Below are 24,591 nucleotides of genomic sequence, written 5' to 3'. Positions count from 1 at the left end.
GCCGCGCAGATGGGTATGCTGCTCCCTGGCAGATAGCGCCTGCCCGCTCCGAGTCATGGTGGCCCACGTCCGCCGTGGCGGCGAAGACAAGGTTCTCCGAATCGCGCCCAGCACTTCCCGCCAGGTCATCAGTCATCCGTGCGGGGGACGTGGGCAGCCCTGCGAGGAGCACCCGATGACCCAGAACCATCGTCAGAAGTCGTGGATTCGCGCTTACCAGGCGGCCACCGGTACGACGTACTTGATCGCTCGCCGCCGCCAGCTCGAGTGGCCGACCCTGGCCGAAGTGATGAAGGAACACGAGAAGCTCAGCTACTTCGGCATCGGCGTGTTCGACCCCTCTCGCCTGACCGCTGTGCAGCGGCGTGCCGAACTCGCCGTCCAGCGCGAGCACCTGCGGCGCAATGAGGATCTGGTCGTCGAGACGGCCCGATGGCTGCGCGACAACATCACGCCAGCCTCGGACTCCATCTTCGGCAGCTACGACGTGAAGCACGTGATCGAGCGGGCAACTGGCACCTACCTGCCCAACGGCGTGCTCATCGCCTCCGCGCTCATCGTCGGATACCCCTTCGAGTACGACCAGCCGAACATGCGGTTCGGCATGAGCCAGGAGGACCTGAACAAGCTGAGGTGAGCGGGAGGGGCCGTGCTGCCACCCTGGGCTCACCCCAGGGTGGCGCCCGAGTAGCGCCGCCCCCACCCCTGCCGCAGGCTGGCGGTATGCCCCGTGCCTCGATCGTCGTGTACCCGCCGGACGGTGGTGGCCGGCGTGTGCGGGCGGACGGCGAGGCGATCGGGCGGGCGCGTTCGGAGGCGGAGTTGCGGGAGTTCCTGCGGCGGGCCGGGCTGCCCGACTGGGAGACTGCGGACCTCGCCGACCCCGCCCTGGTGGAGTGGCGCGGCGGCGGGCCGGAGGTGTGGGGGTAGGTCAGTCCGGGAGCGGGGCGCCGGCGTCGACTGCTGCGAGCCAGCGGAGCGTCTCCGCCTCCACCGCGAGGGGTCCGGGCCCGTCGGCCAGCAGGGGGAGCACGCGGGCGATCTGCTGCACGGTCCACGGCTTCCCGGGGAGGTCCGTACTCCGGAGCGCGGCCACGGCCGCGACGACGGCGTCCATGGCGGCAGGATCGCACGGCAGGTCAGGATGTGACCACAAGGAGTTGACGCACCCTAAATTAGGGTGCTACGGTTTTCCTTGTCAGGGGACAGCCCCAGACAACGCTGTAAGAGACTCAGCGAAGGAGAACCCGATGAACACCACTGCCGCTGCCGCCAAGGCTCGCCGGACCGTGGCCACCATTCGCCTCTGGCTCCGCCGCAACGTCATCGGCGGGACCAAGATCAGCGGGAAGTGGGTCATCGACGAGGCCAGTCTCGACGCCCGCCTCGCTCTCGACGCGCCGGCCCCGGCCCCGATCACCGTCGAGTCGCTCATCCGCATCGGCGGGCGCCGCTGGCAGAAGGCGGGCCACGACCGCATCTACTTCAACGAGCCGATGAGCTGGTCCACCCGCATCGACGTCAGCCGGTACGGCACCGGCAACGTATCCGGCTGCACCGTCGATGACCGCGCGGTCGCCAACAGCCGCGCCTACGGCATCGTCACCTGCATCGACAAGCTCTGGTACGACGTCGCCGACGGCAAGTTCTGGGCGCGGCACACCAACGCCGACTGCTACGAGATCAGGTTCAAGGACGGCGACCGCGAGCACATCGACTTCCTCAGCGACGTCACCGGCGCCATCAAGGCCGCCGCCCGCGCCGCCTGACCCACACCACGCGCACACTTCAGCGAACCACGAAAGGCACCGTCATGACCGAGGTCACCATCCGCCCCTGCGACACCGACACCGAACTGCACCGGCACTACAGCCAGGAGCACAAGGCTCAGCCAGCCTACATCGAGCTGGACCTGGAGGACGGCGTGATGCTTGCCAGCTACGACTCGGAGGTCGGGGGCGGGCGCCCCGCCGAGGTCTACCACGGTCGCGTCCGCCGGTACCGCATCCCCGTCCTCACTGCCGCAGCCGCGAATGACCTCATGGAGGAGCTGAAGCCCCTGGCTCAGCGCGTTCTTGACGGCGCCACGATCGAGTGGGACGGCAGCCACAAGGTCGGCCGCCTCGACGACGACGCCGCCCAGGCCGAGGACGAGATCAGCGACCGCCTCGACATCGAGGACGAGGACTGGGACGGCTCCGAGACCGTCGCCGAGTGGAACCTCGACGGCGCCATCAACGGCCACGAGCGGGAGGAGTACGGCATCACCGCGGCCACATCCGACGAGCGCCTGGAGGAGATCGCCGCACAGATCCTGCGGGATCTGGCGGAGGTTGGCGAGTCCGGTGTTGCCGTCTGCCCCGAGCTGCTGCCGCACCTGAAGCAGCTGCGGGAGGACGCCGCCGACGAGGACCCCGCGACGCCCGCCGAGGTGACCCTGACCCGCGAGCAGCTCGGGCTGACGGGCGACCAGCTCGCCAAGCTGCTGGACGTCAACCCCAGGACCGTCCGGTCCTGGGAGTCCGGACGCGACGACGTGACCGGCTGGGTCACGATCCGCCTCGCCGAACTGCGCCAGGCCGCCGACGCCGCGGTCGCCGACATCGTCGCGAAGCACAGCGACGAAGAGGACGTCGAGCTGGTCACCTACCGGACGAAGGGGCCGGAGGGCCTGAAGCTGCCCTGGATCGTCACGCACTACGGCCCCGGCTGGCACCGCGCCATCACCGCCCGCGCCGCTGCCCAGCTCGCTGGCGCCCGCGTGGTGTTCGCCGGGGATGACGAGTGAATCCTCGCGACCTGCCGAGGTGGCGCACCCAGATGGTGCGCCACCTCGGCGATTCCACGATGCCGATCCGGGCCCGGACGGGCGATGCGATGCAGCCCGGCCTGGACGCCCTTGCTGACCATCTTCGGCTCGCCGCCCTGTACTACGCATCCGCTGACATGACCGCACTCGCCGTCCACGCCGGCGGCGCCCTCGATGCCGCCTCCTGGGCCACGGCCGACCGGCCGTCGGCGTCAGGGCTGATCGTCTTCGAGGGCGGCCTGGGACACGTGGATTCTCAGGGGGTCCGCGTGCCGGTCGACGGACTCACCTGGGGCCCGCACGACGGACACCTCCTCATCTGGGGTCTCGTCGCCCGCCGCCGGTTCGCCGACGAGATGGCGCGCCGTGGCGGGGGCTCCAGCCACGCCGCCGGCGACCGCCCGGATCGCCTGACGGTGGGCGAGGCGCTGGAGTCCGGGCCGTCGGTCAGTCTGGACGAGGAGCGCATCCCGCCGCTGATTCCGCTCCGCGCGGAGGGCCTGCCCATCGAAGCCGAGCCGGCACCCCTTCCGGCCGGCGGCGCACTGGCCACGCCACTCCGGGCGCTTGCTGCCGCGTGGCTGCTGATGGAGCAGCCGCAGCTCGTCGACCGCGCGGTAGACCGGGGGCGCGGCCCGGCCCGCAAGGCCGCGGCGCGGGCCGGGCTGTCGGCGCCGGACGTCACGCTGGTGGACCTGCGGCGGCAGTACGCCCCGCAGGACGCGGAGCCCGGCGGTGAGCCAGCCGGAAGGCAGTACCGCCACCGCTGGGTCGTCTCAGGGCACTGGCGGAATCAGGCGCATGGGCCGAGCAGGGAACTTCGCCGCCGCCAGTGGATCCCCGCCCACATGAAGGGGCCCGATGGGGCCCCGTTGTTGGCGACCGAACGCGTCAACGTCTGGCGGCGCTGACAACAGCACAGTGCCCCCGCCGGGTTGGCGGGGGCACTGTCGCGTCGGTGGTCAGTCAGCGAGCTGCACGGTGACCTCCACGTCCTCGCACCCGCTCGCCACGTCCTGGAGCGCGGCCAGCTCGACTTCGTCCACCGCCAGCTGCCAGCGGACCTTGACGACCGTCCACTCCTCCACGTACCGGCAGTGCGCGGACTCGGCCGGGGGCATCCAGTCCTGCGGGTCCTTGTCTCCCTTGGACCGGTTGCTGCTGCCGGAGACGGCAATGAGCGACCTGGGGTCCCCGAGGTCGTTGGCGTACCGCTCGCGCTTCGCGGCGTCCCATTTGGACGCCCCGGAGTCCCAGGCTTCGGCGAGCGGGACGACGTGGTCGATGTCCAGGCCGCTCGGGCCGGAGATGGTGCGCTCGTCGTAGTACGAGTACCACTCTCCCCCGGAGAGGGTGCACTTGCCGGTGATGGTCGGTGCGGCGACCGCCTCATCCAGTAGCACCTCGGCGCGCGTGCTGCAGCCGTCCTTGTCCTCGTCGATCCAGTGTTTGAAGAGGTCCCGGTTGTACCCGTCGCGGGACTCGGGCTCGACGGCCAGCGAGGTGATCGCCTCGCTCAGCGGCATGGTCACCTCCTGCGCGGCGTGGGCGGGGGCAGGGGCGACGAGCAGGGCGATGGTGGCGGCGCCGGCGAACGCGGCGCGGAACATGTTCTTCACGCCCCGACCAACCGCGCGTCCCCCTGCCGGGATGCGGCAGGGGGACGGGGTTCACTCGGGCGGGGTCAGGCCAGTCCGGCGGAGGCGTTGTCGTCCCACTCGTCCGCCCGACGCATGTAGCCCATCATGGCCCGGGAGTTCGGCGCCCAGCCGCCTTGGGCGGCGATGACGAGAGCGTCCTTCCCCGCTTCCCGGCCAGCGGTGGCCAGCCCGGAGCGAAGGGAGTGGCCGGTCCAGCGAATCGGGATGCCGGAGCGCTCGGCGACGCGCGTAACGACCGCGGTGACGGCGTCCGGGGACATGGCGCCGCCGATATGCCCCCAACGGTCGATGGAGTGGAACGCGGGGTCGCTCGGGTCTTCGTACTGTGCACCGCCCTCGGCGACCAGCAACTCGCGCCAGGCGATCCAGGCGCGCACAGGGCAGATCACGGAGTCGTTGGCGTAGGGGATGGCCGCCTCACGAACGCTCCGCGCGGTCTTTCCGGTGAGCACCGAGACGCGCATGCCGCGGGGGTGCAGGGCGACGTCCCCGAGCAGGAGGCCGGCTGGCTCGCTTGCGCGGGCGGCGAAGTGGAAGCTGTCGAGAACGAGCGCCTTGTCACGGAGGCCCGCGAGGGTGTTGGGGCAGGCAGCAGCGATCCGGCGGAGGCCGTCGATGTCGGCCGCCGGAGCCTGCCCGCGCCCGCGCCGCTCGCCGTCCTTGAGCAACTGCACGGCGATCCCGTCGAGCACCTCGCGCGCAGCTCCGGCGTCGTCGCGACTGACGGGGTAGCCGCATTCGCGGAGGCGGACAACGACGGCGGCGAGGTGGGTACCAGCTGAACTGGGCGCGTAGCCGAGGACGCCTCCCGGCCCAGGTGCCTGGCGACCCTCCCGGAGCATCCACGCCGCGAACGCGACGAGAGCCCCCCGGGTCCCTTCGCTCTCGGGCAGGCGCTGGGCGGAGCAGAAGCGCTGCCAGACGCGCCAGCTCTTGTCGTAGGTGTCTCTGGTGTTCTCGGGTACCAGGTGGCCGGCGAGAGCGTCGGCGAAGTCTTCGGCGGCGGCGAGACGGTCGGCGACGTCGAGACCGTGGCGATCGGCCCACCGCTGGTGCAGCTCAGCGCGGGGGTTCACCACGGTTTGGTTGGTCGGTTCGAGGTGTCCTGTCATGCATCCTCCTGATTGGGCGTCATCACCCTTTTGTCGCATCGGATAAGAGGAGCTTATCCGGGGTGATGCCTCCGAGGCGACCCCTTCCGGAAGTCAGGTTATGGAGGGTCAGCTTCCAGTCGGATGGAATGTTGCGCGGTCCCATGCCTCCTGTTAGTTTCTGTAGGGACACTGTCCCTACAGAAACTGGGAGCATCTCATGGGCAGGCCCGCGACCGGTGAGACACCGAAGCGCAATATCCGCATCCCCGACGACCTGTGGCTGGCTGCGAAGGCCAAGGCGAAGGCGGAAGACCGCCGGATCACCGACGTGGTCGTCGCCAGCCTCCGCGAGTACACCAGCACGCCAGCGCGAAGTGTCGATGAGCGGCTGGCCTCCGTGCGAGACCAGGTGCGGCAGCGCCTGGCGCAGCCGCCTGCCCCCCGCCCTGCTGCACCCATGACGGTGCGGACGTACCGGGCGATGACCGAGGACGGGATGGGCGCGGTCGCATACGCGGACGCCGGCGACGTGGCCCGGATGCTGCGCGATCTGGCAGACACCTACCGCACGGCCCCGCTCTACGCCGGGGTGGCCACCGACCTCGACCGGCTCGCGGACAGCCTGGACGCTCAGATCCTGTCCGCGCCGGAGGCGCCTCCGGGCAGCTGACCGTTCGACGCAGGTCGGGTAGATGCTGGGATGTTGAAACCCCGACCTCGACACGTCCAGGACTGACAGAGTGATCTCATGAACATGAGCGATGTCGTCGTCCTCGTAGCCAGCCTGGTGGCTGCAGTAGCCGCTGTTGCTGCTGCTGTCATATCGGGGAGCTCTGCCCAGAAGGTGGCTCGAATCAACAACGCTGCGGCATACAAGACTGCGCGTCATGAAGAGCAGCGAACCTCCTATTCCAGGGCATTAACCACGCTTCGCGACTATCTGGATGCCGTTGAGTCGGTCGTGGGGGCCGCGGAAGCCCTGGCTGAGCTTGCCGCCAGGGAGGCAACGGGTGAGCCACTCGAAGAGGAAGAGCATTGGCGGACAGATGTTCAGGGCCGTGTGGACGCCAGACCCGATCCTAGGTCGGCACGCAGGGCCCTGCAGGTCACGTCGCTGGAGTCCCCGGAAGCAGCCGAGATCGCCCAATCCATTGAAGAGGACCTCGGGAAGCTCGAAGCCGCGTTTCGACGTGCCGGAACCGTCTATTGGCAGGAGGACGAGCAACTCGGGACGCCAGCCGTTGCAGAAGGGGCCTGCAGGTCGCTCATCATCAGTCTCGATGGCAAGTTCTCGACCCTGGCCATCGCAGCTCGCACTCATGGCCAGCAGAATCCAGTAGCCGAGTAAGGGCTCACTGACTCACCTAACGCCGAAGGCCCCCGCCACCCGCAGCAGCGGGGGCGGGGGCTGTGTCATCTCCAGGGGCCGGTCGGTGGAGGCGGGGGGTCGGCGGGGCGCTCGGTCCCGGTGTCGCCGGGCTCGTCGGTGGGGGTGGTCATGTCAGCCTCCCATCGCCTGGGCGAGCCATCCGGCGGCGCCCCCGACAGCCGCAGCAGCACCGGACGCGGTCCACACCCGCCGCTCCAGGGCGGACACGCGCGTCTCCAACTGCCGGATGTCCTCCTCGGCGGTGTCGGTTCGCTGCAACGCGGCCTTCAACTCGCCCTTGATCTCGGCGATGCCGGTGGCCATCACCCCGCGCAGCCTCTCCAACTCCAACGCGACGGCCCCGCTCTCGGGCAGCGTCACTCGCCTCTCCAGGTCGGCAGGTCGGCGTCACGTCTGCTGGGCGTCTCCGTCAGCCCCGGCCCAGCCGGGCCGACGCCGGAGGTGGCTATCGCCGTCAGCACGGCGAGGAGCGCGGCGCTGCCAGCGAGCGCGAGGCCGGGGCCCCAGTCCACGTTGGTGAGGCCGGTCGCATCGAGGCCGAGGACGGCGACGAGGGTCTGCGCGAAGGTGCGCACGGCGCGCTCGATCGTCGCGCGCCAGAAAGCTGTTGAGGTCATGGGTGGTCCGATCTCGTGATGTTGCAGGTCAGAGGGCTGGGCCTGCGTTACACAGGTCCAGGTGGGGTCAGGCGGGCCAGTAGCTGGCCTCGAAGTCGGCGAGGTCGCAGACCACTTCGACGCCGGCGTCGCGGCGGAAGTGCAGGACCTCGGCGCGGAGTCGGCGGTCCTTCGGTAGCCGGCCGGTCCACTGGTAGGTGAAGTGCCCGCTGCCGCCGACGTGCGCCGGGGAGTCGATGGGCGTGGTGGCAACGCGCTCCCAGCCGTCGCCGTCCTTCTTCTTCGTCCAGTAGCTGAAGCGCAGCTGCACCTCGTCGCCGGGCTGGAGGCCCTTGATGCGGACGCCGAACGACGCGGTGTACTGGCAGGGGTTCAGCAGCAGCGACGGCTCCGGGTCCTTCGTGGCCCACTTCTCGCCGTCCTGGCGGCGGGTCCAGTTCAGCAGGGTCCACTCGTCCGGCCGGAGCTTGCGGGTGTAGTCGCGGGCGCGGAACGCTGCAGCGGTCGGCACGGCGTCCTCCTCGGGCGTCGGGGCGCGGGTGTTCGGTGGGGTGCTGATGGGTGGCAGTGGATGTCCGGCCCGCACCCAGGAGGTGAGCGGGCCGCCGGGGCAGGCGGTTGCGGTCAGGTCGCCGTGGCACACGACCTCCCGGCCGGCGCCGTGCTGCTGGAGGTGGGCGATCGCCTCGCCGAGGCCGCGCAGGAGCGCGTCGGACGGCTGGCCGTTCGTGCCGTGCAGGGCGCAGACCGCGTAGTGGCTGGTGTTCTGCGAGGTGCCGCCGTTCGCCCCGGAGCGCCTCCGGACGCCGCGGCCCTCGAAGACGGCGCCGTGCTCGCAGACAAGCAGGTTGTAGGCGATGTCGAGGTAGCCCTCAGCCTTGTTCGCCAGGTGGGCCGAACGGATGGAGCGGACCATCGCGGCGCACTGCTCGTGCGGGCGCGGCTCGTACTTCGTCCCCAGGTAGTGGACGGCGACACCGCGGGCGGACGGAAGGGCCGCCGCCGGGGAGGTGGCCGGGGCGCCCCAGGCGGTGCGGGCGATGAGCTGCATGTCTGCCTCCTACAGGGGCTGTTCTGCGACCCAGTCGAGGATCACGGAGTTCTGGTTGGACCTGGCCACGATGACGGTGACTCCGGTGGTGGAGACGCTGGTGTAGGTGCACTCCATGACGGTGCCGGGGACGGTTGAGCGGGCGGTGACGGACATCACCGGCGGCGAGGTGAACACCCCTGCCGGAAAGGTGATGACGGCCTCGCCCCGGTAGAACGTCCCGTTGTAGAGCGCGTTCGTCACCGGTGTGGTTGGGGTGATGTCGACGGTGCCGGCCAGCCGTCCGGCGCGCAGGCGCTCGGCCGTGACCCGCATGCCGGGTCTCCAGGCGTACACGGGGCCTCCTAAAGGGCGACGATCATGGGATCTGCCAGGCGAACGTCGGCGCCTGCGGGGTGGGGTTTGCGGATGCCGTTCACACTCCGGATCACCGTGAACGGCTGCGCCGTGGCCGGGGGGATGCCGTCCAGGAGCCACACCCGCAGGTGGGTGTCCGTGATGCTGGAGGCGCTGTACCCGGTGACGGCCTGCGGGCCCGCGACCGTCACCGGACGGGCCCACGCCATGAGCCGGCTGGTGGTGTTGCCGGGCGGGCCGGACGTGGCGAGCTGCTGCCAGCCGTCCCCGGACGGGGGGAGCATCGCGTCGAACGGGTCCCAGTCCCAGCCGATGACCGCGACCAGCCACTGGCCGACGGAGGCCGTCGAGGTGGTGAGCGTGGCGTCCGCCGATGACCCGAGCGCCGCCCAGGTCCCCGCGACGGTGGCGCCGGCGGCGCGGATGCTGAGCGCCGCCCAGGCGTCCGGCTCTCCGGTGATGACCGCCGTGCGGGTGCCGGAGGGGCCGGGGCCGATGGTCTGCCAGGCGGCGGCGTTGCGGGTGTACTGGCCGACGGCTTGTGGTGCCGCGGTCATGCCAGCGGGCAGGGTGTAGGCGCCGGCCGCCTGGCCGAAGCCCTGCCAACACGAGATCAGCAGGCCGGGCCCGGTGATGGACGGCGCCACGATCGCCGTGCTCGTCTGCCCCTCGTGCCGGGCGCCTGCCGTGTCCCACGTCGCCCCGCCCGGCTCGCCCACCACGGTTACGGTCATCCGCTCCCCGCCGACGGCGATGTCCCACGGGAGATCGGTGGGGTCCGTGCTCCACGGTTCGCCGACGGTCGCGACGACGGACAGCTCGGTGTCGTCCTCGCTGACCGCTGCGGCGAGTTCGGAGCCGTCCGTGTCGACGTGGATGGGCCCCGTCTCCTCGCCGGGCACCTCGGGTGCGACCTCACCGACCGTCCACGGCCCGGCTGGGCTCGCGGTGGCCTCGATGCTCCAGCGGGTGGGAGTGATGGTCTCGGTTGTGCCCTCCACCATGAGATCGACCGGCCCCGGCGGGTGCTGGGGCGGCAGGTCGGTGACCTGCACGCGGTCGCCCTCGGCTCGGTCCATCCATTCCTCGGCCGCGTGGGGGGCGATGTCGAGGGCGGTGGTGACGGCCGGGTAGCGCATGCCTGGCCAGGTGCCGCGGTGCAGCAGCCAGCCTGCGAGGTCCGGCATCTGATCGTCTGTGGCGACGTTCAGTGTCACGGCGTCGTCGTACAGGCCGTGCTGCTGGACACTGACCTGGTCGGTGGCGCGGGCGGAGGAGCCGTCTACGCGGCTGGCGGTGATGTCGTTCCGCAGCCGCTGATCGTCGAGGATCGGCGCGAACGGGGCGTCGATCTCATTGTCCCGGGCGGCGAGTTGCAGGCCCGGGACCTGGTTGTACAGCAGATGGCGCGGCCGGTACTGGAGCCCGGCGACCTCCCGGCGCTCGGCGAGGATGCCGCCGTCGGCGTCCGCGCACTCCTGGAGCAGCTCCAGCAGCGTGGCGATGCGCTGAGGTCCCATGCGCACCGACTCGGACGGGGCGCCGGGGACGCTCATCGGCAGGCGTTCCTCCTGCGCGAGGCGGCGCATGCGGGAGATAGCCCGCTCGCCCCGCCAGGCGTCGTCGGCGCCTCCCACGTCCCCGCCGTAGACATCGGTCAGCGGCTGGTTGGTGCACGTCACGTGGCCCACCGCCATGCCGGACCAGGCGGACGTCCACCGGCAGTTGACCTGCGACGGGGTGCTGTAGGGCATGGCAGTGCGGAACGCCCAGTAGTTGCCCTCGATGCCGATGGGTGCCCAGGAGAACCTGTACCGGGTCTGTCCGCCGAATGGGTCGGCGGCAATGCGGGCGCGGCACCAGCCGGTTGCCGCGGCGATGGCTGCGGCGTCGGAAATGGAGGCGAAGAAGGTCAGCTCGTTCTCCCGCCACAGCTCGAGGCGGAACTCGGTGCGGGACATGAGCCCGACGATCCTGGTGAAGCCGCCGGAGACATCGACGGACATCATCTCGGTGGGCGTCTCGGGCAGGGTGTCGACGTGGTAGACCATCTCCACCCGCCAGCCGGTGCTCCCCTCGGGCAGGGGTGGCAGGCGCTGCTGGATGGACCCGCCGTTCTGGCCGACGGTCGGCAGTGGCGCCGACGATGGCAGATCGGAAGCAGCAGCGAAAGCCAGCCCGCTGGTGCGCAGGGCCGGTAGCGCGGGCAGGGCGGACGCGGCTGAGGTGGATTCGGCTCCGTCCTCCATGGGCCAGTACGCGGTCAGCCCGCCCCGGGTGGGGATGTAACGGCGCAGGGTGGACTGGAGTGGCGGGGCGCCGGCACCCAGGCGCCGCAGGATCCCGGAGACCGTGACGGCGACGCGCGCCTCCCCGCGGTAGTCGCCCTCGGCGAGATCCCCGTAGGGCCACGTGGGCGACCACTCGTCGACCTGGCCGACGAGGCGACAGCGCCAGTCGCTGATCGCTGCGCGTCCCTGGAGTTGCCAGGTGACGCCCAGCGGATCGGTCACCGTCGTCTCGCCCGGGGTCGCCGTTGTGAAGTCGACGTCGGTGAGCACCGGGCCGTCGATGGAGCTGCGCATCTGCACGCGGTAGTAGCGGCCGGCGGCGCGCGGGAAGAGGAGTGCGGAGATGTCGGCGAGCTCGACCGGTACCGGGGCGGAGTGCAGGGCCGTTGTGCTGGTGCCGGCGGTCTCTCCGAGTACGGTCCAGGGACCGTCGATGGTCGGCGCGTGGTAGCCGCGCAGTGTCCAGCCGCCGCCGCCGTTGTCGACATCGAGAGTGCAGCGCACAGCCCATCGCTGCCCCGAGGCGTAGGGGGCACCGGCGATCATCTGCGCGTCCTGGAACGTGGCGCCGTTTGCTGACCAGCGCAGCGCGATACCGCCCGCGTTGTTGATCGCCAGCATCCACGACCGGTCGTTGGTCGAGGTCCGGTACTGGCCAGCGACCTCCTGCCACTGGTGCGCCCACGGGATGAGCCCGCTGCCGGCGGGCGGGACATCCGCTACCTGCGCGGGCAGCCGGTCAAGAGCCAGCTCTACCCGGATATCGAGATCGGTCGGCGGCGTGAGCGGCGCAGCGGTCTGGGCACGCGCGCCGGAAGCGTCCGGCACCAGCAGGTGCCGCTCCCCGGCCTGCACCCACAGCCGTGCGGGCGTGCCCTGCCGGATGTTCGGGTAGTGCGGGCTCAGCGGGTGGCCAGGGGTGTAGTGCCCGTGCCCATTGTCCAGGGTGAGGGTGGCGCTCGCGGGTGACGCGGTGCTGCTCTCCGAGGATCGGCCGCGGCTGATGGAGATGGTCTGCGGCACGACGTCCTGGGTCACGTCCGTCCACGTCCACCCCGCTGGGTCGCCCGCGGGGTCAGCGCCGACGGCGAGCTCCAGACGGATCGGCAGGCGCATGGGCCGCTCGGGATAGGCCACGGCCACTCCTCTCATCGCTTCTTGTCGGAGAGGCGGTTGACGTCGCCGCCGAGCTGGGTCCGCACGGCGTGCTGGAGGATCTCCACGAGCGCCCGGCCTGCTGCGGTGCCGTCCGGGATGATCTGCACGGTCGGCCCGGCCTGCGCGGCGACGCCGGTGGCGACGGCGGCGCGGACGGTCGGCGGGTCCGGCACGCGCACCATGTGCTCGACCCGCTGGTCGAGTTCGCCCTGACCATCGTCGATGCCCAGCTCGACACCTGCGGGGATCCACTGGCCGACCTCGTGAGCGAAGAGCCGTGACGGCGATCCGATGCCGAGGAAACTCTTCGCGCTGCTCAGCGCGTTGCTCGCCAGGTTCTTCAGGGAGTTGTACAACCCGCTGGCAGCCGAGGTGACGCCGGAGATGATGCCGCCCACGATCGCGGTGCCGATCGATTTGAACCACGTCCACACGCCGGAGACCGCACGCCACGCGTTGAGGACACCGGAGACGACGCTGGAGCGGACGGACTCCCAGGCGCGGGAGGTGCTGTCGCGGACCCGGTCCCAGGCGCCGCTGACGGTGGTACGGACGGTGTCCACCGAGGTACGGACGCCGCCGGTGATGGACTCCCAGGCATCCGAAATCCGCTGCTTGACGGAGTCCCACACCTCGCCCGTGACACGCTGGATGGTCTCCCAGTGCGAGGTGACGATCCCCACCGGGTGCACGGACCGGAACAGGCTGACGAGCCAGTTCCAGGCGTCCTCGACGATGCCGACCAGCCAGTCCCATGCAGCCTGCGTGCCGTCGACGATGGCGTCCCACGCGGCGGAGACGACGGCGACGATCTCGTCCCAGTAGATGATGACGGCGGCGATGACCGCGATCAGCGCCAGCACGGCCAAGACAACGAGGCCGAAAGGGTTCGCGTACATGGCGACGTTCAGCGCCCATTGCACACCGGTCCAGATCACCGTGGCGATACGGATGGCGGCCATGATGCCCTGGTAGATCCGCAGTGCTGCGGTGATGCTGGCGACGGCGACAGCGGCGGCTCCGATGCCCACCGCGAGCGCCGTGACAGCACCCTCGTTGTCGGCAGCCCACCCGGCGACGGACTGGAGGATCGGCCCGAGCCCGGAGGCGAGGGAGGTCGTGAGGCCGCGGACGCTGGACTGGAAAACGCGCGCCGGGTCGTTGGCAAGGGCGTCCGTCAGGTCTCCTGCTGCTCCTGCGGCGTCGTCCATGCCGGTGACGGCTGCGGCGGTCGCCGGGTCCATCGCCCACAGGGCATCGGTCGATTCGCCGGCCATGTCGCCGAACAGCTCCACGGCCTGGGCGGATTGCTCGGCTGGGTCCTCCATGTTGCGCAGTGCGTCGAGCGTCTGCGTGAGGGCCTCCGTGGCGCTGGGGCCGCCTTCGTGAATGGCGGCCAGCATGGCGTCGGCGTCCAAGCCGATCGCCTCGAACGCGTCGGCCGACCGCTCGCCCTCCTCGAAAGCAATGCGCCCAAATTCGTGCAGGACATCCGCGGCTTGGTCGATGTCACGGCCGCCGGCCTGCACGTACTGGCTCATCAGCCCGAAGGCTGTCTGCGCGTCGAGTCCGATGCGGGCAAAGTGGGTGCCGTACTCGGTGACGACGTTGGGGATGTCGGCCCGCATCGAGGCGGGAAAGGTAGCGGCGGCCTGCGCCATCGAATCGAACGCGGCCTCAGCGTCGGGCGCCAACCCATTCTTGATCAAGTTTCCGGCCGCCGCAGCGGCGTCGGAGACGTCCCACTGGTACACCTCGGCCAGCCCGAGGGCCTGCGTGGTCATGTGCGCCAGCTCGGCGTCGGACACGGAGCCGAGGTCGGCGACGGAGCTGATCACGGCCCCGACGCCGTCGTTCACCTCGGTGAGCGAGCCGCCGAATCCGTCGGAGAACACCTCGCCGGCCACCTCGCCGACGCGGGCGGACTCCTCCTCCGTCAGCCGCAGCTGGGCGGTCAGCCGGGCCGTGGCCGACCCGGCGTCCATCGCCGACGCCAGACCGACACCGAACGCTCCAGCAGTGGCGACGCCAGCCACCGTGCCGATGCCAGACATCCGGTCCGCCGCCGAGCCAGCAGCATCGGCGAAGCTGTCGCCGAACCGGCGGCCCGCCGCGTCGCCGGCGTCGTCTCCGGCGCGCGTCCCGGCCCGGGTGAGATCCCCGGTCAGTGATGAGGTGAGCGAGGAGCCGAACCCACGAAACGACGGCGTGACCTGCACCCACGCGGTGCCGACCTGCGTCCCAGATGCCACGAGCCCCGCCCCCCTCTCTGTCGTCAGGGGCGGGGCTTGGGCCGCTCCCGCTGCCTGCGCAGGAGCGCCCTGCCGCGCTCGATCAACTGGTCACGGGCGTCACCGCGGAGCGCCTCGACCTTGCTCGGGCGAGGCAGTGGCTTCGGCGCGGAGCCCGGCTGGGACGCCTTCTTCGAGCGCTGCCAGTTGGCGACGGCCAGAGCGTCGAAGCGTCCGGCCGCCAGCTCGATGTCGACCGGGTACACGCCCTTCTCGCGAGCCTTGGCCCAGGCGTAGGCGGAGGCGGAGGTGGGCGGCTGGGCCTGGATGATGCGCCACAGGCGGCCCCAGGTCAGCCGGTCGGTGCCGACGTCGCCGATGTCGACGCCGATGCGCAGGAGGTCGTACTCGATCTCCCCGTAGTAGTCGCGCAGCAGGTCTACGAGGGCGAGGATTCCCCCAGCTCAGCACCCTGCGCGGCCTTGTACTCGTTGATGAGGAGCATGATGTCGTCGGAGCGCCCGCCCGCTTTGGCGAACGCCTCCCACTGCTTAGGGCCCATCAGCTGGCGCACGAACGGGACGTCACCGTCTTCGCGAGACTTGAGAGCCAACTGCTTGACTTCGTCGGGCCAGAAGCCCGGCATCGGGATCGTGTAGGGCTTGCCGTCGATGGTGATGGTGAGCTTGTCGCCGCCCTTGCGCTGTGCGGCGCGCTGCCGCAGGTCGGCGAGGTCGTAGGTGGTCTTGCTCATGCGCGGTCTCTCCTTGAGCGCGGTCGTGGATGGACTGTGGGGCGGCCCCGGACCGCGCATGGCGGGGCCGCCCCTGCTCGTGGGATCAGCCCTCCGGCTCGACCGGGGGCGGCGCCACCGGGATCGCCCGGCCGGGGGCGTTGGTGACCTCGATGAGCGCGACACCGCGCTCGACGCCGTCGACCTCCATGAGGTGAACCTTGGCGAGCATCGTCATGTCGTACATCGTCAGTTCGCCGGCGGTGTGGGAGGTGTCGGCGATCTCCTCGACGACCAGCCTGGGGATGAAGATCCGCTTCCACACGCCGCCGTCGACCAGGTCGAGGACGCCGGAGCGCACGTCCTCGCCGGACTGCTGCACCACCACGGTCTGCGTGATCCCGCCGGTCGTCGTGGAGATCGAGTCCGGGTAGCGCAGGTCGTTGACGACCCAGTTGTCCTCCAGCGCCTGCACCTGGAATGTGTGGTCGTCCTCCGTGACTGCCGTCCTGACCACGGAGTTTCCCTGCCAGCCTCTGAATCGCTCGACCGTTCGGTTGCGGCCCTGGGTCGGGCCGTCCTCGGACAGCCAGCCCAGCTCATAGAACTCGTCGCCGGGCGGCTGGAACACCCCCGACTCGTCGTAGATCGGCGGCAGGGGGAAGGCGGGCACGGGCAGGCCGGGCAGTGTTACCCACAGCCCGGAGTCGAACCCGTAGTACGCGCGGGCATTGTCGGTGTTCTTCACGGCGCTCTCCTGTCTCAGCTCGTCGGGACCGCGCCGCGGACCGACAGCACTACGGTCATCAGCACCCTGGGCACATCCGAGGGTGCGTCGGGGATGAGGGTCGGGCCGATCTCCTCGGCGAACTGGCGGACCTCGCGGCGAAGCTCGCAGATACGCGCCAGGTGGTAGCGGGCGGCGGAGGCGATCTCCTCGGCCCGGTGGTCGCTGTCGGCCCACACCTGCACGTCGATCCGGGCGTCATCCACGAGCCCGTTGCGGCGGGGTCCGCCGATGCGGCGCAGCAGCACCATCTCCGGCAGCCGGGGACGTGGCACAGCGGATCCGACGTGGACACCGCCCATCAGCGGGCGCAGATACTCGGTGGCCAGCAGCGTCGCGTCGCCGAACCTGGCGGTGGGGGCGGCCATCAGCCGGCCGCGTCCAGCGACCGACCGAGGAACCGGTGCCGGGCCTCGGCGTAGACGACGCCGGGGTGGCGGGCGGTAACGACGCCGCGGACACGGTCCCGTCCGGTGCGGGTCTCGGCCGTGACCTCGATCTGCCCGGTCGTCATCTCGGGAGCGGACGCCTTCGCGGCGGCGGCTACCCGGCCTGCCCGCCGCTCCAGGTCCGCGCGCAGTTCGTTGCCCGTTGCGAGGCGCCCGATTCCGGCGTAGTCGATCTCGATGCGCACGGTGGCTCGCGCCATGTCAGCCCTCCATCCTGCTCAGGATCAGCTCGGTATGGGCGACCACCCCGGTGGGGCCGCGCCACCGGTCGACGTCGCCCTCGATGACCCATGTCTCGCCGGCCCACTCGATGCGATCGGTCGACTCGATGTCGGCCGCCAACGGCGCGAACACGCGGCGCCGCCGGTCGAGGCCCTCGCGCGGCAGGGTGTCGGCGGCGTTGACGCGCGAGCCCTGAACGGGCTGCACGCGGCAGCCCGGCAGCGGCGTGCGGGTGGCGGCAGCCCAGTCGCGGCGGGGGTTGCCGTAGGGGTCAGTGGCGATCGGCGCCCGGATGATGACGAGGGTGTCGCGGTGCCAGCTGAACGACATGGCCAGCACCCCCTCGGTCAGGGCCGGTTGGTCAGCCGGTAGCGGTCGAGGATCGCCCTTTCCGGGCTGGACAGCGTGCCGCCGGGCCCGGACTCCATCGGGTCCCGGGCGGTCGAGTAGGACAGGGACTCGCCGCCCGCCTGCTCGGACGACACCCCGGCCGGCATTCGGTGGGTGCGGACCGCCAGGCCGAGCAGCACGGAGCCGATCGCGCCGGGCGGATTCTCGTACCCGGATTCGATGACCGCCCGCACACGGCGCGGGCCCGGGGGCCAGCAACCGCGCCGGATCAGGTGGCCGTTCTCCGACCAGTCCCACCCGCCGCCAGCTACCGGCTGCCAGGCGTCCGGCGCCTGGTCGGCCCACGGCCGGGTCTCCACGGCCGTTACCGCGTGCAGCATCAGCGTCGGCAGGCCGATGATGCCGCCGCCGATCGAGTCGGCGGTGACCGTCATTTCCTGCCGCGGCCAGATGTGCCAGCCGCAGTAGTCCCGCACCATGTCGGACGCCTCGTCCAGCAGGTCGTCCGCCTCCGCTTCGGTCAGGCCCGCCATGCCCGGACGGCGCCGCACCCGGGCCCGCAGTTCGTCCATCGTGGGCATGGCGGCCTCCCCTCAGCCTGCGGCCGGCGCCTTGTTCGCGGCGCGGCGGGCCTTGTTCGCCAGCAGCCGTCCCTTGGTGCGCTGCACCTTGCGGACCCGCTTCGGGTCCGCCTTCTCCACCGCCTCGGGCGACAGCTTCATCGTCACCGTCACGCCCGAGGCGATGTCCACCTCGTATTCCTCCAGCCGTGCCACGGCCATCTCCCTATCTGTGAGAAGGGCGCGGCCAGTCCGGCCGTGCCCGTAGCTGCTGCGATTCGAGGGCTCAGGCGCCGCCCTCGCCCTCTTCCTCGGCCGCGAGGGTCACCTCGCAGAACGCCGCCGGCTGGTACACGGCGAGCATCAGACGCTCCTCCACACGGATCGCGACCCGGTTGTGGATGAAGTCGTCCTCGTTGGAGTTGGTCATCTCGACGGAGACGCCGCCCTTGCGCAGCACCTGGCCGCCCACCGCGAACGCCCCGACCAGGACGGTGCCCTGAGCGATGGCGCTGGTGACGACGGTGTTCTGCCCCCACAGGCCGGGGCCCATCTGGAATCCGTTGTTGCCGTAGGCGCCGGTGAACGGGCCGCCCGCGAAGTACTGCTCGTTCGCGTCCCGGGTCAGACGCAGCCGCTGGTAGTCGAGCGGGTTGATGACGACCGCGTCGACCGGCAGCTGGGTCGCCAGCTCCACCGCGGTCATGCCGCGGAAGATGGCGTCGATGTCGTCGGCCGGGGAGGCGCTGGTCTCGGTGAGGATTCCGGACCGGTTGAGCAGGCCCGTCATGTTCCCGCCGACGCCCGAGCCGTTGAGGAGCTGCGCCTCCTCGGCCAGGACGAGGCGCAGGCGCATCTGCGATTCGATGACGCTGACCAGGTACGCGGTGTCCTGGAACGCCTCGTCGGAGATCTTCGTGACGCCGGCCACCTTGGAGAGCGTCTCGATCTCGGGCTCGAAGGAGAAGTCGATGGCGGGCTTCTCGCCCAGCTCAGGGACGATCGCGAAGTCGCCAGTGGTCGGGCCCTGCACGTAGTAGGTGAGGGTCGTCGCCGACATGGTGCCGGAGCCGAGCAACTGGGCGATGGTGGGGCGCCGCAGGGTCTCGGGGACGACCTGGCCGTACTGGGTCTGCACCAGACCGCCCGCCGGGCCGCCCGTGGCGAAGTCCTTCGCCTCGAACTCCGTGCTCCGCTGGGAGAACCGGGTGCGGGAGGCGGCGGCGAGGGACGCCGACTTGTAGGCGGCATCGGCTTCGAGCTTCGCCTTCACGCCGACCGGCACGGTGCCACCACCGGACGGGGCTCCCGGCTCGACGGCGAACGCGCGCTTGAAAAGCTCGTCCGATTCTGCGGCCTGCTTGATCTTCTCCGCGATGCCGTCGGCGGTCGCCAGGTGGCCCTTCACCGCCGTCTGCTCGTCCTCAGTCAGTGCCCGGCCCTCGTCGCGGGCCTTCTCCGCCACGTCCCGGGCGGCCTTGAGCGCCTGCTGGCGCTGCTCATGCAGGTTCATGCCTGCGCACTCCTCATCTCGATGTCAATCAGGGCCGCCAGTGGGTCGGCGGCGAAGTCAGGCATGGGCTTCGGCGACTTGGCCCCGTCGGGCTTCTCGTCGCCGGCCGGCTCCCGCTCCGTGGCCGTGTCCTCCTCCTGGCTCTTCTTCTCGCCGCCCTCGTCCTCGGCCGGAGGGTCCGGCGGGTCGAGGGCGGACAGCACGTCGTCGATACCGTCGATCGCGACGGCAAGCTGGTCACGCACTTCGCGGAGCGCGGACTCGTTCTTCCCGGACAGCGCCCGGCCCGCCTTCACGCCCTCCAGGGCGCGGACGGCGGCGCGCCCGGTGCGCTCTCCGAGGCTCTTCACGGTCTGGAGTTCGGTCGCCGGGTTCGCGCCGACCGGGACCACCGAGACCTCGAAGAGGTCGATGTCCCGCAGCTCGTACACCTCGGCGCCGTCCTTCGTGCCCCACCCGGCGTCGCGCACCGAGTAGCCGAAGGAGAACTCCTTGACCCGGCCGCCCTTGAGCAACCTGTAGACCTGCGGGGCCTTGGGACTGTCCATGTCGAGACGGGCCCGGATCTGGAGACCGCGCTCCGTCTCCACCGCGTCGACGACCGAGCCGATGTTGTAGTCCGGGTCGGACAGGTTGTGGCCCCAGTACACCGGGATCGGGTAGCCGCTGGCGGACCACTCCCGGAGAGTACGGTCGAACGCCTTGGGCATCACCACGTCGCCGTAGCTGTCGATGTTCCCGAATACGCTGACGAGCGCGGTGAACTCGCCCGTACCGGGTGCCTCCGGCCCGTCCTCCGCCTTGACCTCGGTGACCTTGACCCGCAGAGCGGGCGCATCCTTGATCAGCACAAATGCCCCCTTCGGGCCTAGAACTCGAAGCTCACTTCCACGGCGCACTTGCACCCCGCGCGCTGGGCGTCGTCCAGACGGCTGTCGCCCGGCCACATCGCCCCGTTGGAGAATCGGTCGTCCAGGCCGACGGTCTCGCCGTCCATTCGCTGGTGCGCCGGGCGGGGGCTGCTGCTGCGGGTCCGCCACGTCTTCGTCGCGCCGCCACCGAGGCCGCGCGCGGCCTCGGTCTGCCCGAACGCCGACAGCGCCGTCACCTGGGACGCAGCGATCTCCGGGACGCGCGAGGCGGCAGCGGCAGCCATCGCGCTGGACAGCCGGGCCTCGGCCGGCGCGGGCCGCCCCTCGTCGTCGACTCGCTCGGTGTCATCCAGCGCCTCGTCGGCCTCGGCGAGCGTCGCGCCGACGATGCCCTCGGCAACGCCGGCCGCCATGGCCGTCAGCCACGCGATGGTCGCGCTCTGGTTGTAGTCCTCCGGCGGCAGCCCCACCTGCTCCAGCAGCGATTCGGCCGCCGCAGTCGAGGTCGCCAGCCCCAGGGCGAGCAGCAGGTCCGCGAGCGACACCTGCCACGTCGCGCGGTCGACATAGTCCTCAGCCGCCTTGACGCGGGCCTGGCCTCGCTTCGCTGCCCCGTAGCCGGCAAGGATCGCCGAGGTGAAGTCGTCGAACCAGCGGGACAAGCCGCGCTCGTACCGGGCCTCGAAGTCGTCAGCCCGCACCGGGTCCGCGCGGACCGTCTGGGCTTTTCCCCGCACCAGCCCCGCCCCCGATGTCTCGCGCGGCGGAGCATCGGAACCCAGCGTCGGCGGTGGGGCCGAATCCTGCGGGGAAGCCTGGCCGCCGATCAACACGTTCAGGGGAGTCACCAGCTGCTCGGCGTCACCGCCGAGAGCAGGCATGTTCTGGAGACCGCGGGCTTCGTCCGCTGTCATCCACGGCCGGCCCACCGACGCCTGGAACGCCGCCGCCTGCTCCTCTGGCGAACCGCGGAGCTTCTCGCCGATGTTGAACTCGACGTACCGCTCCTCGGGCTCCTCCAGCATGGGCAGCAGGAAAGAGTTCAGCCGGTCCTGGATCATCGTCAGCCACGGCCCCAGGCTGTCGCCGTACAGCGACCGGCGGAACTCCCGGACGTTCGAGTAGTTCGCGTTGTCGAGGACGCCGACCATCGTGGGGTTCACCTGATAGGTGCTGGCCACCGTGGTCAGGCTAAGGGTGGCCGCCGCGACAAACTCGTCCTCGCGGGCCGAGAACGACGCCTTCACGAGCTTCATGCCATCTTCGAGGATTGCCGTCCCGCCAGCCTCCGGGCCCGACCCGGCGTAGCTCGACTGCCATTCCTTGCGGAATCTCTCCTTGCCCTTCGCGCTCCATCCCGGCGCGTCAATCGGCCGCTCGATCACCGCAGCAACCCGGCCGCCCCGCTGCCACACCTGCTCGCGGTAGGTGTACGCGTGGATCTGCTCCGAAAGGATCAGCTTCAATGCCCGCACCGGAGACGAGCCAGAGGACGGATCGCCCGGGTCCCATCCGTGGAACGTGACCATCTGCGCGGCCGGAATCACGATCGGCTCCGTCCCGGCCGGCGGGCGCACCACCCACTCGCTCGGGGCGAATACGGTGCCGCCCAGGCCCTGTACCACCCACGCAGTCGGGATCTGCCTCAGCACCCATCCCGTGTCCGCCGAGGCGTCCCGTGCCACCCACCAGAACGCCCTGTCATGCAGGGCCATATCGGCGACCGTCGCGTAGACCAGCTCATAGGTGGTCTGGTCCGGGTTCGGCCGACGCAGCAACTGGGCGGCAGTGCTCGACGTGACCCGACGCCGGTCGGTGTCCGACACCCGGTCGTAGGTGTGCAACCCCAGCTGCGCCACGTTCCGTGCGACGAAGTCCACGACGGTCCGCAGGTGTGGCTGCGTGCGCCACAGCTCGGACGGGTCCTGCCCCAGCACGTGCGTCAGGTCCAGCGGCTGCCAGCCGAACTCGGGCCGTGCCCATGAACCGCGCGTCGGACGGCTGCCCCACCAGGCCAGCGACTTCACCCGCGACCAGAAGCCCACACCGCACCCCCCGTCACGCGACGTCGGACTCATCGTCCCAGTCGTCGTCATCGTCGTAAGCGCTGCGGCGCAGCGGCTTCCGGTTCCGCGCCCGGTCGAGCGCCATGATGAGCGCCACGACGCCGTCGATCTTGTCGGCGCTGGTTTTTTTGTCGGGCTTGACGTTGAGGCTCGGGTCGGTGGCCACCGCGAGGTTGTCGATCTGCCAGCGCATCGGCGGGTTCCCGCCGTGCACCATCAGCGGCGCCTCCGGCGTGCCCTGCCGCAGCAGCCGCGCCAGCTCTTTCAGCGGCGGCGACATGGAGCGGTAGCCCTGCCGCATCTCCACCATCGGCGCCTCATCGGCGACGAGATCGGTGATCAGCTGCGTGCTGTTCCACGGGTCGTAGGCGATCTCCTGGACGTTGAAGTGCTCGCGGTCGGCGTTGATCGCCTCGCGGATGTGGCCGTAGTCCATGACGTCGCCGGGCGTCACGGTCAGCCAGCCCTCGCGCACCCACACGTCTACGGCGCCGGCGGTGCGGTCGCGCAGCCGCCACAGGTTCGCCTCCGGAGTCCACAGCCGCCACAGCGCCCGGTAGCCCTCGATCCCGCTGGCCGGCGGACCGTTGGGGAACACCCAGCACAACGCGGACAGGTCCGAGGTGGCTGCGAGGTCCAAGCCGCCGTAGCACTCCGCACGCCGCAGTTCCGCCCGGTTCACCATGCCGGCGTTCCGGTCCCACTCCTCCAAGCTGATGTACTTCGTCTCCTGCTTGGTGCGGATCCCGAGCCGAAGCCGCAGGAACGAGGCCAGCTCGATGGGGTTCTGCCGGGCCTTCGCCGCGGCCTTCTCCATCGACTCCATCGTCGGGCTGTCGCCAGCCGCCAACCCCGGGTTGGCCTTCAGCCAGGTCTCAGGCGAGAACGGGTCGTCGCCCTTCTCTGCGGCGAACACGACGCCGTAGAAGGTGTGATCGACCAGGGCTCCGCGGGCGAGCTTCTCGCAGTACTCCCGGATCTCCGCGTAGGGACTGAACGGGGCGCCGCTGTCCGCCGTCGTGGCGTACATGATGAGCGGCTGCTCGCGCGCGCCCGTGCCGGTCTCCACCGCCTCGATCAGGTCTCTGGTTTTGTGGAGGTGCACCTCGTCGACGAACGCGGCGTGCGGGCTGGTGCCGTGCATCGCGTCGCCAGCCGACGACATCACCGAGAAGCTTGAGCCGCTGCGGGGGTGGAGGATCTTGTCCTTGAGCGGGGTGACGTGCCCTTTGAGATCCGGAGCGTGGAGCGCCAGGAGGCGTACCGGGTCGAAGCACAGCCTCGCCTGGTCCTTGCGGGTGGCCAGGGCGAAGACTTGCGCACCCTGCTCGCCGTCTGCGCAGGTCAGGTAGATGCACTGCCCGCCGCCGATCGTCGTCTTGGCGTTCTTGCGCGGGATGTCCAGGTACTGGGTCTGGATGATCCGGGCCGTCCGCCCGTCCGCCGTCGGCCGCACCCACCCGTAGGTGGGGCCGATCAGGTAGGCGATCTGCCACGACCTCAGCGTGATCGGCCGGCCCGCCCACTTCCCCTGCGTATGCCGCAGCCGACTGAACGCGTCGACGACGCGGTCCACGCGGGCCGGGTCGAACATCGCGCCGGGCACGTCGCGTGGCTCCGGCGTCTTCCAGCGCGGCGGGCAGTTCGGCAGCTCGTACCCGCGATCCAGCAGATACCAGGCCACCTCCGGCGACAGCTTGAGCTTGTCGAGGACCCGCTTCCCGGGAACCTTCACCGCCACGGTGATCACCCCCTACGCGAAGGGGTTCGCCTCCTGCGCCTCCTCCGCCGCGGGCATCCGCGCCCGCGCCGCGAAGCTCATGCCGAGCTGCTTGGCGTACTCCAGGAACAGCTGGGACTGCGACCTCATCTCGACCCCGGCCGGGTTCTTCTTCGCCGTGCCGCCATGCGCTGGATCATCAAGGACCACGTCACCGCCCTGGAGGGCGTCGCCCGCCTTCCGTGCCGCGAGGAAGTGCCGCAGGGCCAGCTCGACGGTCGGGCCGTCGGCCCGGGTCAGCAGCCCGGCCCGGTCCAACTCGGGGACGATCGCCTCCCACAGCTCCACCATCTCGTCGTCGTGCTCCGGGAAGCCGGGCGGACGCGGAGGTGCGGACGGGGACACGCGCTCGGCGACGGTCTGCTGAGCAGCCGGGCCGGGGGACGGAACGGCTTGCAGGTGCTTGGGGATCTTGAGGGGGCCACGGCTACCCACGGTCAACCCCCTCACGGCCCGTCACAAAAGGGGGAAACTCCGAGCGGAAAACTTTTCACGGATACGTTGCTGGTCTGGAGTAATAGGTGTGGCAGAGGGCGCAATCCCCTGACGCTCTCGCCTGAGCTGGCGCACCCAACTCTCAAGCGTGGTAGAACCGACAT

The 24,591-nt window shown here is 70.6% G+C and carries 29 protein-coding genes; 7 read left to right on the top strand and 22 right to left on the bottom strand.

Annotated features, from left to right (window positions below; genetic code table 11):
- Positions 1-175: 175 nt before the first annotated feature.
- Positions 176-637: a hypothetical protein gene (locus ACWF62_RS17525; protein ID WP_452630780.1), complete on the top strand. Its 462-nt coding sequence runs from the start codon at positions 176-178 to the stop codon at positions 635-637.
- Positions 638-723: 86 nt separating this feature from the next.
- The gene (locus ACWF62_RS17520) at positions 724-930 is read left to right on the top strand and encodes a hypothetical protein (RefSeq protein WP_452630779.1); all 207 of its coding nucleotides are present in this window, start codon (positions 724-726) and stop codon (positions 928-930) included.
- A gap of 1 nt (position 931) precedes the next feature.
- On the opposite strand, the gene ACWF62_RS17515 is transcribed toward ACWF62_RS17520, so the two are convergent.
- Positions 932-1,117, bottom strand: coding sequence for a hypothetical protein (locus ACWF62_RS17515; RefSeq protein WP_452630778.1), 186 nt, complete (start codon positions 1,115-1,117; stop codon positions 932-934).
- 133 nt (positions 1,118-1,250) lie between these two features.
- Between ACWF62_RS17515 and ACWF62_RS17510 the strand changes: the two genes are divergently transcribed.
- Genes ACWF62_RS17510 through ACWF62_RS17500 form a run of 3 tightly spaced genes read left to right on the top strand, consistent with a single transcriptional unit; the run spans position 1,251 to position 3,720 of the window.
- On the top strand, positions 1,251-1,769 hold the full coding sequence (locus ACWF62_RS17510) for a hypothetical protein (RefSeq protein ID WP_452630777.1): 519 nt from the start codon (positions 1,251-1,253) through the stop codon (positions 1,767-1,769).
- A 44-nt stretch (positions 1,770-1,813) separates the two neighbouring features.
- Entirely contained in the window at positions 1,814-2,788 is a 975-nt protein-coding gene (locus ACWF62_RS17505; protein WP_452630774.1) for a helix-turn-helix domain-containing protein, read from the top strand.
- A complete protein-coding gene (locus ACWF62_RS17500; protein WP_452630772.1) occupies positions 2,785-3,720 on the top strand; it encodes a hypothetical protein in 936 nt (311 codons plus the stop codon). The genes ACWF62_RS17505 and ACWF62_RS17500 overlap by 4 nt, the downstream gene beginning before the upstream one ends.
- 51 nt (positions 3,721-3,771) lie before the next feature.
- Here the strand turns inward: ACWF62_RS17500 and ACWF62_RS17495 are convergent, their stop codons facing one another.
- Positions 3,772-4,419, bottom strand: coding sequence for an HNH endonuclease family protein (locus ACWF62_RS17495; RefSeq protein WP_452630840.1), 648 nt, complete (start codon positions 4,417-4,419; stop codon positions 3,772-3,774).
- 74 nt (positions 4,420-4,493) lie between these two features.
- Positions 4,494-5,582 (bottom strand): tyrosine-type recombinase/integrase, encoded by a 1,089-nt coding sequence (locus ACWF62_RS17490; protein ID WP_452630770.1) that lies wholly within the window; start codon positions 5,580-5,582, stop codon positions 4,494-4,496.
- Positions 5,583-5,781: 199 nt separating this feature from the next.
- Between ACWF62_RS17490 and ACWF62_RS17485 the strand changes: the two genes are divergently transcribed.
- Both ACWF62_RS17485 and ACWF62_RS17480 read left to right on the top strand, forming a co-directional pair.
- Positions 5,782-6,234, top strand: coding sequence for a hypothetical protein (locus ACWF62_RS17485; RefSeq protein ID WP_452630768.1), 453 nt, complete (start codon positions 5,782-5,784; stop codon positions 6,232-6,234).
- 78 nt (positions 6,235-6,312) lie between these two features.
- The gene (locus tag ACWF62_RS17480; protein WP_452630766.1) at positions 6,313-6,912 is read left to right on the top strand and encodes a hypothetical protein; all 600 of its coding nucleotides are present in this window, start codon (positions 6,313-6,315) and stop codon (positions 6,910-6,912) included.
- A 153-nt stretch (positions 6,913-7,065) separates the two neighbouring features.
- Here the strand turns inward: ACWF62_RS17480 and ACWF62_RS17475 are convergent, their stop codons facing one another.
- The 19 genes from ACWF62_RS17475 to ACWF62_RS17385 form a co-directional block, all read right to left on the bottom strand.
- Positions 7,066-7,314, bottom strand: a complete 249-nt coding sequence (locus ACWF62_RS17475; RefSeq protein WP_452630765.1) for a hypothetical protein — start codon at positions 7,312-7,314, stop codon at positions 7,066-7,068.
- The gene (locus tag ACWF62_RS17470) at positions 7,311-7,571 is read right to left on the bottom strand and encodes a holin (protein ID WP_452630763.1); all 261 of its coding nucleotides are present in this window, start codon (positions 7,569-7,571) and stop codon (positions 7,311-7,313) included. The genes ACWF62_RS17475 and ACWF62_RS17470 overlap by 4 nt, the downstream gene beginning before the upstream one ends.
- Positions 7,572-7,638: 67 nt before the next feature.
- Positions 7,639-8,622: a peptidoglycan recognition protein family protein gene (locus tag ACWF62_RS17465; protein ID WP_452630761.1), complete on the bottom strand. Its 984-nt coding sequence runs from the start codon at positions 8,620-8,622 to the stop codon at positions 7,639-7,641.
- A gap of 9 nt (positions 8,623-8,631) precedes the next feature.
- A complete protein-coding gene (locus ACWF62_RS17460; RefSeq protein WP_452630759.1) occupies positions 8,632-8,958 on the bottom strand; it encodes a hypothetical protein in 327 nt (108 codons plus the stop codon).
- Between the two features lie 8 nt (positions 8,959-8,966).
- Positions 8,967-12,407: a hypothetical protein gene (locus ACWF62_RS17455; RefSeq protein WP_452630757.1), complete on the bottom strand. Its 3,441-nt coding sequence runs from the start codon at positions 12,405-12,407 to the stop codon at positions 8,967-8,969.
- Between the two features lie 11 nt (positions 12,408-12,418).
- Positions 12,419-14,680 carry a phage tail tape measure protein gene (locus ACWF62_RS17450; RefSeq protein ID WP_452630755.1) on the bottom strand — a complete coding sequence of 754 codons (2,262 nt, stop codon included), beginning with the start codon at positions 14,678-14,680 and terminating at the stop codon, positions 12,419-12,421.
- Positions 14,681-14,703: 23 nt separating this feature from the next.
- Positions 14,704-14,925, bottom strand: coding sequence for a hypothetical protein (locus tag ACWF62_RS17445; RefSeq protein WP_247480933.1), 222 nt, complete (start codon positions 14,923-14,925; stop codon positions 14,704-14,706).
- Positions 14,926-15,098: 173 nt separating this feature from the next.
- Entirely contained in the window at positions 15,099-15,413 is a 315-nt protein-coding gene (locus ACWF62_RS17440; RefSeq protein ID WP_452630754.1) for a hypothetical protein, read from the bottom strand.
- Positions 15,414-15,498: 85 nt separating this feature from the next.
- A complete protein-coding gene (locus ACWF62_RS17435) occupies positions 15,499-16,140 on the bottom strand; it encodes a hypothetical protein (RefSeq protein ID WP_452630752.1) in 642 nt (213 codons plus the stop codon).
- Positions 16,141-16,154: 14 nt separating this feature from the next.
- The gene (locus ACWF62_RS17430) at positions 16,155-16,547 is read right to left on the bottom strand and encodes a hypothetical protein (protein ID WP_452630750.1); all 393 of its coding nucleotides are present in this window, start codon (positions 16,545-16,547) and stop codon (positions 16,155-16,157) included.
- Positions 16,547-16,828: a hypothetical protein gene (locus tag ACWF62_RS17425; RefSeq protein WP_452630748.1), complete on the bottom strand. Its 282-nt coding sequence runs from the start codon at positions 16,826-16,828 to the stop codon at positions 16,547-16,549. Before ACWF62_RS17425 ends, ACWF62_RS17430 begins: the two co-directional genes overlap by 1 nt.
- Before the next feature lies 1 nt (position 16,829).
- Complete coding sequence (locus ACWF62_RS17420) at positions 16,830-17,180, bottom strand: hypothetical protein (protein ID WP_452630747.1); 351 nt, start codon at positions 17,178-17,180, stop codon at positions 16,830-16,832.
- 17 nt (positions 17,181-17,197) lie between these two features.
- Positions 17,198-17,782, bottom strand: coding sequence for a hypothetical protein (locus tag ACWF62_RS17415; protein ID WP_452630746.1), 585 nt, complete (start codon positions 17,780-17,782; stop codon positions 17,198-17,200).
- 12 nt (positions 17,783-17,794) lie between these two features.
- A complete protein-coding gene (locus ACWF62_RS17410; RefSeq protein ID WP_452630745.1) occupies positions 17,795-17,977 on the bottom strand; it encodes a hypothetical protein in 183 nt (60 codons plus the stop codon).
- A gap of 70 nt (positions 17,978-18,047) precedes the next feature.
- A complete protein-coding gene (locus tag ACWF62_RS17405) occupies positions 18,048-19,274 on the bottom strand; it encodes a phage major capsid protein (protein WP_452630744.1) in 1,227 nt (408 codons plus the stop codon).
- Positions 19,271-20,125, bottom strand: a complete 855-nt coding sequence (locus ACWF62_RS17400) for an HK97 family phage prohead protease (protein ID WP_452630743.1) — start codon at positions 20,123-20,125, stop codon at positions 19,271-19,273. Before ACWF62_RS17400 ends, ACWF62_RS17405 begins: the two co-directional genes overlap by 4 nt.
- 17 nt (positions 20,126-20,142) lie before the next feature.
- Positions 20,143-22,191 carry a phage portal protein gene (locus ACWF62_RS17395; RefSeq protein ID WP_452630742.1) on the bottom strand — a complete coding sequence of 683 codons (2,049 nt, stop codon included), beginning with the start codon at positions 22,189-22,191 and terminating at the stop codon, positions 20,143-20,145.
- A gap of 13 nt (positions 22,192-22,204) precedes the next feature.
- A complete protein-coding gene (locus ACWF62_RS17390; protein WP_452630741.1) occupies positions 22,205-23,953 on the bottom strand; it encodes a terminase large subunit in 1,749 nt (582 codons plus the stop codon).
- A 12-nt stretch (positions 23,954-23,965) separates the two neighbouring features.
- Positions 23,966-24,427 (bottom strand): P27 family phage terminase small subunit, encoded by a 462-nt coding sequence (locus ACWF62_RS17385; RefSeq protein ID WP_452630740.1) that lies wholly within the window; start codon positions 24,425-24,427, stop codon positions 23,966-23,968.
- Between the last annotated feature and the right edge of the window lie 164 nt (positions 24,428-24,591).

This window comes from Rhodococcus sp. NPDC054953, from assembly GCF_053609225.1.
Note: the sequence above shows the minus strand (reverse complement) of the source record. Positions and strands in the feature narration are given on the sequence as shown.